The following is a 12,522-nucleotide window of genomic DNA, read 5'->3' as shown; positions in this document are numbered from 1 at the left end:
GACGTTGCACCCGGATCCTGAGGTGGTCACGACCCGGGCATCGAGAATAACGCCGTTCGGGCTACCGCCCCTCCCCGGCCGTCCCCCGAAACGTTGAACGGTCACTCTCAGCTTTGAGGCGACGTCAACACTTCACCGGAGCCGATCAGCTTCGCTGAAGATCGTCACACCGCCAGCAGCGCGTGCACGTCCGCGCCGAGCACCCGGTCCCGGCCGCCCAGCGCCGTCAGCTCCAGCACCACCGCCGCGGCCGAGACCTTCGCGCCCGCTCGCCCGAGCAGTTCGCACGCGGCGTTGAGGGTGCCGCCGGTCGCCAACACGTCGTCGACGACCAGAACGCGCTGACCAGCGCTGATGGTGTCGGCGGCGAGCTCCAGGCTTGCCGTTCCGTACTCCAGCGCGTAGTCGATGCGGTCGGCCACCTCCGGCAGTTTGCCCGGTTTGCGCAAGCCCACGACACCGGTGCCGTAGGCCTGCGCGACGGCCGCGCCGACGAGGAAACCGCGTGCTTCGACCCCGGCGACGACGTCGAACTCGTGGCCTTCACCGAGCGCGGTGACGACCGTCGAGAGCGCCTCGCCGTCGGCCAGCAGCGGACTGATGTCGCGGAACAGCACACCCGGTTCCGGGAAGTCCGGGACCTCCCGGATCAACCGCGACGCCTTGCTCAAGGTGGGATGAATCACCCGCACCACGTCGGAATCCGCCATCAGCGACGCTTCTTCCCGGTAGGACGGCTCGACTTGCCCGCCGGGCGGCGGCGGGACTGCGGCCCCGGCTCCCCGGACTTCTTGCCGACCGGAACGCTCGTCACCGAGGACGCGCCGGCCAGTTCCCGCTCCGGAGCGTCCTGCTGCGGCTCGTCGGGGACGGGCTCGCCCGCCTCCTTCGCCGCGGCCTTCGCCCGGCGCTGGCGCACCTTCGCGGCCTGCTGCTGGTACTTGCGGTCGCGCATCTTGAAGTCCACCAGCAGCGGCGTGGCCAGGAAGATCGACGACACGACACCGGCGATCATGCCGACCAGCTGCACCAGGGCCAGGTCGCGCAGCACGCCCACGCCGAGCAGCCACGCACCCACCACGAGCAGACCGGCCACCGGCAGCAGCGCGATCACCGAGGTGTTGATGGAGCGCATCAGCGTCTGGTTCACCGCCAGGTTCGCGGCCTCCGGATAGGTGCGCCTGGTCAGGCCGAGCAGGCCGCGGGTGTTCTCCTTGACCTTGTCGAACACCACGACCGTGTCGTAGAGCGAGAACCCGAGGATCGTGAGCAGGCCGATCACCGTGCTCGGCGTGACCTCGAACCCGATCAGCGCGTACAGCCCGGCCGTGACGACCACGTCGTGCAGCAGCGCGATGAGCGCGGCGACCGCCATCCACTTCTCGAAGTAGAAGGCCAGGAACACCGTCACCAGCACGAGGAACACGCCGAGCGCCAGCAGAGCCTGCTGGGTGATCTCGCCGCCCCAGGTACCGCTGACGGCGCTGTCGCTGACCGCGGCCGGGCTGGGCTGCCCGTCGGTCCCCAGCGGCTTGAGCTGGTCGAACAGGGTCTCCTTGACGTCGGAGACCTGCGCCGGCGTCAGCGATTCGGTCCGGACCTGGATGGTCTGGTTGCCCGCGGTGCCCACGAGCTGCACCGTTTCGGCGCGGTGCCCGAGCGCGTCCTGGAACGCGTCCTGGACCTGGTCCGTGCTGATCGGCCCCTGCGCTCCGACCGCGGGCACCTGGAGCTTGGTGCCGCCTTCGAAGTCGATGCCCAGGTTGAAGCCCTTGATGCCCATCCCGGCGATGCACACCAGGACCAGCAGGCCCAGCGAGACGTACCAGCGGAGGCGCTTGCCGACGATGTCGAACGCGCCGTTGCCGATGTAGAGGCGTTCGAAGACGCTCGTGCGCCGGGTGCCGCCGTCATCGGCGGTGCTCTGCGTGGCCACCGTCAGGCCTCCTTCGCGGTGGAAGCTCCCCGGCGGCGCGCGGACCGCTGCTCAGCGGCGAGGCGCTGCACCGAGCCGAGCCCGGACACCGAGGGCTTGGACAGGAACTTGTTCTTCGATGCCAGCGCCACCAGCGGGTGCGTCACCAGGAACACCACGACGAGGTCGAGCACCGTGGACATGCCGAGGGTGAACGCGAAGCCCTTCACCTGGCCCACCGCGAGCACGTAGAGCACGGCGGCGGCCAGGAAGCTCACCGCGTCGGCGGACAAGATGGTGCGCCGCGCCCGGATCCACGCCCTGGGCACCGCGGACCGGAAGGTCCGGCCTTCCCGGATCTCGTCCTTGAGGCGTTCGAAGAACACGATGAACGAGTCGGCGGTGATGCCGATGGCGACGATGAAACCGGCGATGCCCGCGAGGTCGAGGGTGAAGCCGATCCACCTGCCGAGCAGCACCAGCACGCCGTAGACGACGCCACCGGAGAGCACCAGCGAGAGCACGGTGAGCACGCCGAGCAGCCGGTAGTAGGCCAGGCAGTACGCCGCGACGAGGATCAGGCCGATGCCGCCCGCGATGAGGCCCGCTTCCATCGAAGCGACGCCCGCCGTCGCGGAGACCGTCTCGGCTTCGGACTGGTCGAACGCCAGCGGCAGCGAGCCGTACTTGAGCACGTCCGCCAGGTCGGTGGCGGTCTGCTGGTTGAAGTCGCCGTTGATGTTGGCGCTGCCGCCGAGCAGTGCTTCGTTGATCCGGGGCGCGGACACGACCTCGCCGTCGAGCACGAACGCGGCTTGCTGCCCGACGTTCGCCGAGGTGAAGTCCGCCCAGCGCTTGCCGCCTTCACCGGTGAACTCCAGGTTCACCGTCCAGCCGGGGTTCTGCTCGTTCGGCGGCATGGCCGCCGCGTTGGCGATGTCGGTGCCCGGCATGAACACCGGCTCCAGCACCAACTTCTGCGTCTTCTCCTGGTCGCAGGCGACCAGCGGCAGCTTCGGGTCGGCGTTGCCGCGCAGCGGGTCCTCCGCGTTGCAGTCCAGGGCCTGCAAGGCCTGCATCTGCACGTTCGGGTCGGTGCTCTGGCGGGTCTTCTTCGCCTCGTCGATCGCCGCCCGCTGCGCTTCCGGGTCCGCCTGCGAGGGCGGCTGCTGGGCGTGCGCGGCCTGCGGGGCCGTCCCGGACGGCTGTCCCGGCGGAGGCGGCGCCTGCACGGGCGCCACCATGTTCGGCACGACCTTGCGGAACTCCAGTTCCGCGGTCTGACCGAGCTGCTTGGCCTGGTCACCGCCCTCGCCGGGCACGGTGATCACCAGGTTGGAGCCGTCGAGGTTGACCTCGGAACCGCTGATGCCCATGCCGTTGACGCGGGTCTCGATGATCTGCCGCGCTTGGTTCAGCGATTCCTGCGGCGGCGGCTCCCCGTTCGGGGTGCGCGCGGTGAGCGTCACCCTGGTGCCGCCCTGCAGGTCGATGCCCAGCTTCGGGTGGGGCTTCTGATCGCCGGTGAGGAACACCAGTCCATACAGCGCCACGACGATCAGCGCGAAGATCGCGAGGTAACGCCCTGGGCGGATCTGCCCGGCCGGAGGTGCCACGGTGCGTCGGTCTCCTGTCCACGGTCTACGAATCGGTCGGAACACCGGATGCGCAGGGCGAAGCGCCCGCGATCTGATGCCCCGGATGATCGGTCACGCCGGAAGGCCGGAACGACCGTTGATCACAGTACGCGCCCGAACAGCACGAGCACGCCGGACGATCTAGGAAAGCCCGCTTCCAGTCTGCCAGGTGAGCCCTGACCGGGGTCGCGAGGGGCGGGCCCGCAAGGCTGCGATCTGCGAATACCGCCCGCAACGGGCAGAGCGGACGAGCGGCGCGAGCGGGCCGGGCCAGGCACCTCGCGGTTCGTAAACACGCCACGTCTCAACGAGCGGGACGGAGCAAATTCGGCAGCGACACCGAAAATTCGCATCGATGAGATCTCGATTTTCCGGCGACTCCGACTTCACCGCGTGAATTCCGCGAATCGGCGCCGGAACAGGCGGGAGCCGGAGTCGCCGCCACCACGGCGGCGACTCGACGGCTCCGGCCGAAACCCGGCACCTGTCGGTCACCGGGAGCGCGGCGGGCGGCCGGTGCGGTCACCGGCCGTTCCGGTTCAGCTGGTCTTCTGCTTCTCGATCGGCTCGGCGACCTCGGCGGTGGACTCGGAGGCGGGCACCTCGGTGGTGTCCTTCTCGTCCTTGACCTCGGTCTTCTCCGCGACCGAAGCCTCGTCCCGCTCGGTCTCGGCGTCCTCGGTGGTCGCGGTGTCCTCGGCGTCGGTGACGACCTTTTCGCGGACCGCGGCGCGCACCCAGGTGGTGACGACGCCCGGCGCGATCTCCAGGTCGATGCTGTCGTCCGTGCTCGACACGACGGTGCCGAACAGGCCGGAGGTCGTCATCACCCGGTCACCCGCCTCGAGCGAGTTCTGCAGCTTCTGCTGCTCCTGCATGGCCCGCTTCTGCTTGCGCGCCTGCAGGAACATCGGCACGGCGAGCAGCACGATCAGCAGGGGCAGGAACAAGGATTCCAAAGACATAATGCTCCGTTCGGCGGATGCCGTGGGGACGGCCCTGGCCACCAGCCGGGGGCGCCCGAATTGTTCGGATATAGCGCTTCCAGTGTGCCAGCCATGTCGATGGGCCCTGCGCCGCCCGCCGACCGCGAGGGGCCGAACCGATCTCCGGCGAGGCCACCGGGGCCGTCAACGCGGCGCAGCCTATCGCTAGCGGAGTGCCCGGACTCACAAGCCCCGACGGACTACTCGAACAGGGCCGCCTGGGACTCGCCGGGGGCGTGCGGGGGCGGGGTGAGCCCGACGTGCTGCCAGGCCGCGACGGTCGCGACGCGCCCGCGGGAGGTGCGGGCGAGCATGCCCGCGCGGACCAGGTACGGCTCGCAGACCTCCTCGACCGTGGTCGGTTCCTCCCCCACGGCCACGGCGAGGGTGGTTACGCCCACCGGACCGCCGTGGAAGGACCTGACCAGGGCGGACAGCACCGCGCGGTCGAGCCGGTCCAGGCCGAACTCGTCCACGTCGTAGACCTCCAGCGCGGCTCGCGCCACCTCCAGGGTCACCGCTCCGTCGGCGCGCACCTCCGCGTAGTCGCGGACCCGGCGCAGCAGGCGGTTGGCGATCCGGGGGGTGCCGCGCGAGCGGCGGGCGATCTCGGTGGCGCCGTCCGGGCGCAGGTCCACGCCGAGGATCCCGGCGGAGCGGCGCACCACCAGTTCCAGCTCGTCCGGCGTGTAGAACTCCATGTGCGCGGTGAAGCCGAACCGGTCCCGCAGCGGGCCGGTGAGCGTGCCGGAGCGGGTGGTGGCGCCGACCAGCGTGAACGGGGCGATCTCCAGCGGAATGCTGGTGGCGCCGGGACCTTTGCCGACGACGACGTCGACGCGGTAGTCCTCCATCGCCAGGTAGAGCATCTCCTCGGCGGGCCGAGCGATGCGGTGGATCTCGTCGATGAACAGCACATCGCCCTCGGCGAGGTTGGACAGCATCGCCGCGAGGTCGCCGGGCCGTTCCAGCGCGGGGCCCGAGGTCACCCGGATCGCCGCGCCGAGCTCCGCCGCCATGATCATCGCGAGGCTGGTCTTGCCGAGGCCGGGCGGCCCGGAGAACAGCACGTGGTCGGGCTGTTCCCGGCGGTTGAGCGCGCCGTGCAGCACCAGTTGCAGCTGTTCGCGCACCCGGGGCTGGCCGACGAACTCGGCGAGCCTGCGCGGGCGCAGCGTGCTCTCGACGTCCTGCTCGGCCGGTTCCTGCTGCGGGTCCAGCGGTCCCTCACCCGGCAGCGCTCCGGGCAGGGGTTCGTCGTCGACGGACTCGTCGTCGAAGGACGCGTCGCTCATCGCGGCCCCAGCGTGGCGAGCGCCTTGCGCAGCACCGCCGAGGTGTCGGCGGGGGCGCCGTCGGCGGAGAGCACCGCCTCCACGCTCTGGTCGGCCTGCTTCGCGGAGAAGCCGAGGCCCACCAGCGCTTCGGCGACCTCGGAGCGGACCCGCCCGCGGTCGGGCGCGCCCGCCTGGACACCGGAACCGCTGCCGGCGAGCGTGCCGACCTTGTCGCGCAGTTCCAGGATCAGCCGTTCCGCGCTCTTCTTCCCGATGCCCGGCACCTGGGTGAGCGTCGTCAGGTTCCCGTCGGCGAGCGCGTGGCAGAGCTGGTCCGGCGAGAGCACCGCCAGCGTCGCCAACGCCAGCCTGGGCCCGACGCCGGAGGCGGTCTGCAGCAGGACGAACAGGTCCCGCGCCTCCGCGTCGGCGAAGCCGTAGAGGGTGAGCGAGTCCTCCCGGACGATCAGCGTCGTCGCGAGCAGCGCTTCCTCACCGCGGCGCAGCCCGGCGAGCGTGGCCGGGGTGGCGTGCACGGCGTAGCCGAGGCCGCCGACGTCGACCACGGCGTGATCCAGCCCGATCGAGAGCACCGGGCCGCGTACCGAAGCGATCATCGTGTGGGGTCTCCTCTGCCTGCCGAGGAACGCCGGGCGTCCCGCAGCCGTTGACGGTGCGCCTTGGCGAGTTCGGCGGCCTTGGCCTCCGCCGCGGCCAGCCGGGAGGTCATCGGCGCCCGCCACAGGTGGCAGACGGCCAGCGCGAGCGCGTCGGCGGCGTCGGCGGGCCGCGGCGCCTCGCTGAGCCCGAGGACCTTGGTGACCATGAGCGTCACCTGGCGCTTGTCGGCCCGGCCCGAGCCGCTGATGGCGGCCTTGACCTCGCTGGGCGTGTGGAACGCGACGGGCAGTCCGCGGCGGGCGGCGGCGAGCGCCACCACTCCGGAGGCCTGCGCGGTGCCCATCACGGAGCGCACGTTGTGCTGGCTGAAGACGCGTTCGATGGCCACCACCTCGGGCTGGTGGGCGTCCATCCACTGCTCGACGGCGTCGGCGACGGCTTTGAGCCGCATCGGGAGCTCGTCGCCGGGCGGGGTGCGCACGACACCGACCGCCACGCAGGAGATGTGCCGGTTCCGCCCGCCGTCGACCACGCCGATCCCGCAGCGGGTCAGCCCCGGGTCGACTCCCAGCACACGCACGACTTCCTCCTCGGCACTTCGAACATCGGGGTCGGGATCATCAGGCTCAGGATCATCGGGGGTCGATCATCCGCGTTCGGAGTCGTCCGCGCGACGGGCCCGCCCCCTCAGACGAGGCGGGAACACCCGTTCGACACCTTACGCGCCGACCGCGCCGGTCCCCCCGTACGACACACCCGATGATCACCCGTCCGCGCGGTCCGCGCCGCACCGCCCCCTCCGGACGCTCAGGGGCCGTCGACGCCGGGCGTCCAGTACTCCGGAGCGCCGCTGTCGGTGAGCACCGGCTGGTACTCGGCGAAGCCGCCCGGCGCGTCCGGCTGCCACGGGAAGGTGCCGTCCGGCGCGGACACGATCAGCTGCAGGGCGGGGAAGGTCGCGCCTTGGTAGACGGCGAACGCGCTGCCCAGGAACTCCGGGAAGTGCCGCGTGGCCACCCGTTCGAACGTGACCGGGCAGCCTTCCAGGAACCCGGCGTAGAGCTGCCCGGGCGTGAAGCGCTCCCCCGCGGACGCGCGGGCGACGTAGGTGTCGACCACCGCCTGCGCCACGTCGCGGGGCAGGCCGATAACCACGACCTCCGGCTTGCCGAAGCGTCTCCACGCCCCGACGGAGAACGCGTACGCGGCACCGGCCTCGTCCGCCGCCACGTGCACCACCGCGGCCCCTTGCCGCTCCGCGGTGCTCACCAACCACTGCCGCAACTGCTCTTCCGTCTCGGCCACGAGCCCCATTCTGCCGATTCTCATCCGAACGGGGGAACCCCCGACACCAGGACTCCCCCCAGCACGAACACCCGCAACCGAGGAACCCGATCCCCCGACAACCGAAGCCACGCCTGCCTCGCGGCCAAAGGCCGCGCCTCTAGCGGCGAAGCCGTGCCTTGGGCGGCGAAGCAAGCCTGCTCGGCGGCGTAGCCGTGCCTCGCGGCGAAGCCGTGCAGTGGGCTGCGAAGCCAAGCCTGCCCTGCGGCCGGAGGCCGTGCCTGTATGCGCGTCAGCGCATAGCCCACGTCGAAAAGCCGACCACCCGCGGGTTCTCAGCTTCCTTCTCGCGAGGACGGCTTTTTCCCTCGTGGCGGAGCCACTCGGGAAAAAGATCCCGCAGCGAGAAGGAAGCTGAGGTTCCGCCACCCGACCACCACGCCAAACCGAACGCCGGAGCAACGACTCAGGCGTCGAGTTCAGCCATGACCTCGTCTGAGGCGTCGAAGTTCGCGTAGACGTTCTGCACGTCGTCGCAGTCCTCCAGCGCGTCGATCAGCTTGAAGACCTTGCGCGCGCCCTCGACGTCGAGCGGGACGTTGACCGAGGCCAGGAAGCTGAGCTCCGAGGAGTCGTACTCGATCTCGGCCGCCTGCACCGCTTTGCGCACTTCGACCAGGTCGGTCGGCTCGCACAGCACTTCGAAGCTCTCGCCGAGGTCGTTGACCTCTTCGGCACCGGCTTCCAGGACCGCGCCGAGCACGTCGTCCTCGGTCAGGCCGTTCTTCGGCACGATCAGCACGCCGCGCCGGGAGAACATGTAGGACACCGATCCGGCGTCGGCCATCGATCCGCCGTTGCGGGTCATCGCGGTGCGGACTTCGCCCGCCGCGCGGTTCTTGTTGTCGGTCAGGCACTCGACCAGCACGGCGACGCCGTTCGGGCCGTAGCCCTCGTACATCAGGGTCTGCCAGTCGGCGCCGCCCGCCTCTTCACCGCCGCCGCGCTTGCGGGCCCGTTCGATGTTGTCGACCGGCACCGAGTTCTTGCGCGCCTTCTGCATGGCGTCGTAGAGCGTCGGGTTGCCGTCCGGGTCTCCCCCGCCGGTGCGCGCCGCGACCTCCACGTTCTTGATCAGCTTCGCGAAGAGCTTGCCGCGCTTGGCGTCGACGGCGGCCTTCTTGTGCTTGGTGGTCGCCCACTTGGAGTGGCCGCTCATCTTTCCTCCGTCTTTCCACGCCGCGCCAGGCGAGACCGAGGCCTTCAGCCTGCGCGAACGGTGTGCACGAAATGCCGGTGCACGCGCTCGTCGCCGCGGACCAGCTCCGGGTGGAAGCTGGTGGCGAGCACGCGCCCCTGCTGAACCGCGACGATCCTACCGGCGGCGGGCTGGTCGCCTGATCCGCGCGGGGTGACCTCGGCGAGGACCTGGACTCCCGGGCCGATCCGCTCCACCCAGGGGGCGCGGATGAACACCGCGTGGACCGGCCCTGCCACGCCGGTGAAGTCGAGGTCGGCTTCGAACGAGTCGACCTGCCTGCCGAAGGCGTTGCGCCGCACGGTCATGTCCAACGCGCCGAGCGGGGTCACGCCCGCTTCCGCGGCTCCGGGCACGTCGTCGGCGAGCAGCACCATCCCCGCGCACGAGCCGTACGCGGGCAGACCGGCCGCGAGGCGTTCCCGCAACGGTTCGAACAGCTCGAAGGAGTGCAGCAACCGGCTCATGGTCGTCGACTCCCCGCCGGGCAGCACCACGCCGTGCAGGTCCGCGAGCTCTTCGGGCCTGCGCACCGGCTTGGCCACCGCGCCGCTGCGGTCGAGCGCGGCGAGGTGTTCGGCGACGCCCCCTTGCAACGCGAGGACGCCGATCACGGGTGCTGCGGTGGACACCCCTCGATTGTCGTGCACTTCTGCTGCTCCGTTCATCCCACCCCGGCCAGCCGCAGCACCGCCGTGACGGCGGCGGCGACCAGCACCACCAGTACGAACGGCGCCCCGCGGAACGCGAGCACGCCGGCGATCACGACGCCGCCGACCCTGGCGACGCCGGCGAATCCTCCTGCTTCCACCGCGGCGCCGGTGGCGACGAACGCGGCGAGCAGCACGGTCGCGGCGATGCCCAGCAACCGCTCCCAGCGCTGCGAGATCGTGATCCGCCTGCGCAGCAGCGGTCCGGCCAGCCGCAGCGCGTAGGTCCCGGCGGCCAGCACGAGCACGACGGCCGGGTTCACGCCGCGACCTCCTGCTCCGGTGCGCGCCGCACGGGCAGCGCGAGGGCCACGCCGAGCAGCGCGACCATCACCGGCATCCCGGCGGGCAGCACCGGTGTGGTCACCAGCGCGAGCACCACCCCGGCGAGCACCGCGCGCAGCGTCGGCGCGTCGCGCAGCGCGGGCACGAGCAGCGCGAGGATCGCGGCGGGCAGCGCCGCGTCCAGGCCGAGCGCGTTCGGGTCGCCGACCACTTGCCCCAGCAGGCCGCCGAGCAGCACCGATGGCACCCAGGTGACGTACAGCGCGGCTCCGGTGATCCAGTAGGCGCGGCGCCGCCGGTCGGGGGCGGTCTCGGCGAGGGCGAACGCGACGGCTTCGTCGACCATCAGGTGGCTGCCGAGCAGCCGTCGCCAGCCGGTGCCGATCAGGTCGCCGACGGCCAGCCCGTACGGGAAGTGCCGGGAGTTGAGCAGCAGGCCGCCCACGACCGCGGTCGCCGGGGCGGCGCCGCCGGTGAGCAGGCCGACGAGCATGAATTCGGATCCGCCCGCGAACACCACGGCGGCGGTGAACGTGATCAGCCAGACCGGCACTCCCTTGGTCACCGCGATGGCGCCGAGCGAGACGGCGACCACGGCGAGCGCCGGGATCAGCGCCGCCAGGTCCCTGATCAGCTTGTCCTTCCACAACGAACGCATCGTTCGCCATAACGACCTCATGGTCCGATATACTGAACACCAGCCCGAGCGTTCGTCAAATCGAACGCGACGACCGATATGACGAACGGCAGCCATGACCTCACCGTTGGAGATCATCTCCGCGGCGCTGCGCCGCGAACGCACCCGCGCCGGACTGACGCTGTCCGAACTGGCCAAACGCGCCGGCGTGGCGAAGTCCACGCTCTCCCAGCTCGAATCGGGCTCCGGCAACCCCAGCGTGGAGACGCTGTGGGCGCTCGGCTTGGCGCTGGGCGTGCCGTTCAGCAGGCTCGTCGAACAGCGCGCTCCGCAGATCCGCGTCGTGCGCGCCGGCGAGACGATGTTGATCCGCTCCGAGCACTCCCCCTTCGCCGCCGCGATGATCTCGGCGTGCCCCAGCGGAGCCCGCCGCGACCTGCACCTCATCGAGGCGCAGCCCGGCAACGCCCGCCGCGCCGAAGGCCACCTGCCGGGCACCGTGGAGCACCTGCTGATCACCGCGGGCCGGCTCCGGGCGGGCCCGGAGGAGGCGCAGGTCGAGCTCGCGCCCGGCGACTACGCCTCCTTCGCGGGCGACGTCCCGCACACCTACGAGGCCCTCGAACCCGACACCACGGCGGTCCTGCTCATGGAGCACGTGTGACCACCAGGGCCGCGATTTCGCGAGAAATCGAACGCGCCCCGCGTGCCGGACACCCCATGTGGACAACCATTCACCCTGGTCATGGGCCCGCTGGAGCCCGCGATCGGCGATCTTGCCACGTTCAGATGGTTCAATTTCTCGCGAAATTGCGGGAATCGTCCACAACGCGACACCCGGGGCGGGGCGAGGGCGTCACCAACCGCGCTGGGCGTAGCGCTGGTCCGCCGGGAGCGATTCGACGTTGAGGCCGACCATGGCCTCGCCCAGGCCGCGGGAGACCTTCGCGATGACGTCCGGGTCGTCGTAGAAGGTCGTGGCCTTCACGATCGCCTCGGCGCGCTTGGCCGGGTCACCGGACTTGAAGATGCCGGAGCCGACGAACACGCCCTCCGCGCCGAGCTGGCGCATCATCGCCGCGTCCGCCGGGGTGGCCAGGCCGCCCGCGGTGAACAGCACGACCGGCAGCTCGCCCGCCGCCGCGACCTCCTGGACCAGCGAGACCGGGGCGCGGAGCTCCTTGGCCGCCGCGTACAGCTCCTCGCCGTCGAGGGTGCCGAGCCGCCGGATCTCGGCGCGGATGGCGCGCATGTGCCGGGTCGCCTCGACGACGTTGCCGGTGCCCGCCTCACCCTTCGAGCGGATCATCGCGGCGCCTTCGGCGATGCGGCGCAGCGCTTCGCCGAGGTTCGTGGCCCCGCAGACGAACGGCGCGGTGAACGCCCACTTGTCGATGTGCAGCGCTTCGTCGGCGGGGGTGAGCACCTCGGATTCGTCGATGTAGTCGACGCCGAGCGATTGCAGCACCTGGGCTTCGACGAAGTGCCCGATGCGCGCCTTGGCCATCACGGGGATGGAGACCGCCTCGACGATGCCGTCGATCATGTCCGGGTCGGACATGCGGGCGACGCCGCCCTGGACGCGGATGTCGGCGGGCACCCGTTCGAGGGCCATCACGGCGACCGCCCCGGCGGCTTCGGCGATCTTCGCCTGCTCCGGGGTCACGACGTCCATGATCACCCCGCCCTTGAGCATCTCGGCCATGCCCCGTTTCACTCCGTCGGTGCCGGTGGCCTGCGCGGTGGCTGCGGTGTCGGTCAACGTCTGCCTTCCCTCTGGTCCGGTGCGGCGGTGGGGAGCGCCGCGTGCACCGTCGACGGTAGGCGCGAACTGGACCACTTCCACGGTCCACTCACCCGGTTTCCCAGTAGTCCACTTCGCGTTCCGCCGAACATCGTCGGTGGTGAACGG

The 12,522-nt window shown here is 71.0% G+C and carries 14 protein-coding genes; 1 reads left to right on the top strand and 13 read right to left on the bottom strand.

Going from position 1 to position 12,522, the window contains the following annotated elements; translation table 11 throughout:
- Positions 1-164: 164 nt before the first annotated feature.
- The 12 genes from BJ969_RS07580 to BJ969_RS07525 all read right to left on the bottom strand — a co-directional run bounded on the left by BJ969_RS07580 (position 165) and on the right by BJ969_RS07525 (position 10,631).
- Positions 165-710, bottom strand: a complete 546-nt coding sequence (locus BJ969_RS07580; RefSeq protein WP_184478110.1) for an adenine phosphoribosyltransferase — start codon at positions 708-710, stop codon at positions 165-167.
- Entirely contained in the window at positions 710-1,936 is a 1,227-nt protein-coding gene (gene secF / locus BJ969_RS07575) for a protein translocase subunit SecF (RefSeq protein ID WP_184478109.1), read from the bottom strand. Before secF ends, BJ969_RS07580 begins: the two co-directional genes overlap by 1 nt.
- Positions 1,937-1,938: 2 nt before the next feature.
- Complete coding sequence (gene secD, locus BJ969_RS07570) at positions 1,939-3,531, bottom strand: protein translocase subunit SecD (RefSeq protein WP_184478108.1); 1,593 nt, start codon at positions 3,529-3,531, stop codon at positions 1,939-1,941.
- Between the two features lie 560 nt (positions 3,532-4,091).
- A complete protein-coding gene (gene yajC / locus BJ969_RS07565) occupies positions 4,092-4,517 on the bottom strand; it encodes a preprotein translocase subunit YajC (protein ID WP_184478107.1) in 426 nt (141 codons plus the stop codon).
- 221 nt (positions 4,518-4,738) lie between these two features.
- Positions 4,739-5,833: a Holliday junction branch migration DNA helicase RuvB gene (ruvB, locus tag BJ969_RS07560; protein ID WP_246456711.1), complete on the bottom strand. Its 1,095-nt coding sequence runs from the start codon at positions 5,831-5,833 to the stop codon at positions 4,739-4,741.
- Positions 5,830-6,432: a Holliday junction branch migration protein RuvA gene (gene ruvA / locus BJ969_RS07555; protein ID WP_184478106.1), complete on the bottom strand. Its 603-nt coding sequence runs from the start codon at positions 6,430-6,432 to the stop codon at positions 5,830-5,832. Before ruvA ends, ruvB begins: the two co-directional genes overlap by 4 nt.
- Complete coding sequence (ruvC, locus tag BJ969_RS07550; RefSeq protein ID WP_184478105.1) at positions 6,429-7,016, bottom strand: crossover junction endodeoxyribonuclease RuvC; 588 nt, start codon at positions 7,014-7,016, stop codon at positions 6,429-6,431. The genes ruvA and ruvC overlap by 4 nt, the downstream gene beginning before the upstream one ends.
- Before the next feature lie 227 nt (positions 7,017-7,243).
- Positions 7,244-7,750, bottom strand: a complete 507-nt coding sequence (locus BJ969_RS07545) for a DUF4262 domain-containing protein (protein WP_184478104.1) — start codon at positions 7,748-7,750, stop codon at positions 7,244-7,246.
- Positions 7,751-8,186: 436 nt separating this feature from the next.
- Positions 8,187-8,939: a YebC/PmpR family DNA-binding transcriptional regulator gene (locus BJ969_RS07540; protein WP_184478103.1), complete on the bottom strand. Its 753-nt coding sequence runs from the start codon at positions 8,937-8,939 to the stop codon at positions 8,187-8,189.
- Between the two features lie 44 nt (positions 8,940-8,983).
- A complete protein-coding gene (gene pdxT / locus BJ969_RS07535) occupies positions 8,984-9,646 on the bottom strand; it encodes a pyridoxal 5'-phosphate synthase glutaminase subunit PdxT (protein WP_184478102.1) in 663 nt (220 codons plus the stop codon).
- Entirely contained in the window at positions 9,643-9,951 is a 309-nt protein-coding gene (locus tag BJ969_RS07530; RefSeq protein WP_184478101.1) for an AzlD domain-containing protein, read from the bottom strand. The genes pdxT and BJ969_RS07530 overlap by 4 nt, the downstream gene beginning before the upstream one ends.
- Complete coding sequence (locus tag BJ969_RS07525) at positions 9,948-10,631, bottom strand: AzlC family ABC transporter permease (RefSeq protein ID WP_246456710.1); 684 nt, start codon at positions 10,629-10,631, stop codon at positions 9,948-9,950. The genes BJ969_RS07530 and BJ969_RS07525 overlap by 4 nt, the downstream gene beginning before the upstream one ends.
- A gap of 94 nt (positions 10,632-10,725) precedes the next feature.
- Between BJ969_RS07525 and BJ969_RS07520 the strand changes: the two genes are divergently transcribed.
- On the top strand, positions 10,726-11,274 hold the full coding sequence (locus BJ969_RS07520; protein ID WP_184478099.1) for a helix-turn-helix domain-containing protein: 549 nt from the start codon (positions 10,726-10,728) through the stop codon (positions 11,272-11,274).
- A gap of 192 nt (positions 11,275-11,466) precedes the next feature.
- Here the strand turns inward: BJ969_RS07520 and pdxS are convergent, their stop codons facing one another.
- The gene (gene pdxS, locus BJ969_RS07515; RefSeq protein ID WP_184478098.1) at positions 11,467-12,372 is read right to left on the bottom strand and encodes a pyridoxal 5'-phosphate synthase lyase subunit PdxS; all 906 of its coding nucleotides are present in this window, start codon (positions 12,370-12,372) and stop codon (positions 11,467-11,469) included.
- Between the last annotated feature and the right edge of the window lie 150 nt (positions 12,373-12,522).

Source organism: Saccharopolyspora gloriosae (assembly GCF_014203325.1).
GTDB lineage: Bacteria > Actinomycetota > Actinomycetes > Mycobacteriales > Pseudonocardiaceae > Saccharopolyspora_C > Saccharopolyspora_C gloriosae.
Note: the sequence above shows the minus strand (reverse complement) of the source record. Positions and strands in the feature narration are given on the sequence as shown.

What these genes read in the sequence shown, in the direction of transcription:
- pdxT (WP_184478102.1), bottom strand. Translation starts at nt 9,646, where the DNA reads ATGAACGGAGCAGCAGAAGTGCACGACAATCGAGGGGTGTCCACCGCA.
- BJ969_RS07580 (WP_184478110.1), bottom strand. Translation starts at nt 710, where the DNA reads ATGGCGGATTCCGACGTGGTGCGGGTGATTCATCCCACCTTGAGCAAG.
- ruvB (WP_246456711.1), bottom strand. Translation starts at nt 5,833, where the DNA reads ATGAGCGACGCGTCCTTCGACGACGAGTCCGTCGACGACGAACCCCTG.
- yajC (WP_184478107.1), bottom strand. Translation starts at nt 4,517, where the DNA reads ATGTCTTTGGAATCCTTGTTCCTGCCCCTGCTGATCGTGCTGCTCGCC.
- ruvA (WP_184478106.1), bottom strand. Translation starts at nt 6,432, where the DNA reads ATGATCGCTTCGGTACGCGGCCCGGTGCTCTCGATCGGGCTGGATCAC.
- BJ969_RS07520 (WP_184478099.1), top strand. Translation starts at nt 10,726, where the DNA reads ATGACCTCACCGTTGGAGATCATCTCCGCGGCGCTGCGCCGCGAACGC.
- BJ969_RS07545 (WP_184478104.1), bottom strand. Translation starts at nt 7,750, where the DNA reads ATGGGGCTCGTGGCCGAGACGGAAGAGCAGTTGCGGCAGTGGTTGGTG.
- BJ969_RS07540 (WP_184478103.1), bottom strand. Translation starts at nt 8,939, where the DNA reads ATGAGCGGCCACTCCAAGTGGGCGACCACCAAGCACAAGAAGGCCGCC.
- BJ969_RS07525 (WP_246456710.1), bottom strand. Translation starts at nt 10,631, where the DNA reads ATGCGTTCGTTGTGGAAGGACAAGCTGATCAGGGACCTGGCGGCGCTG.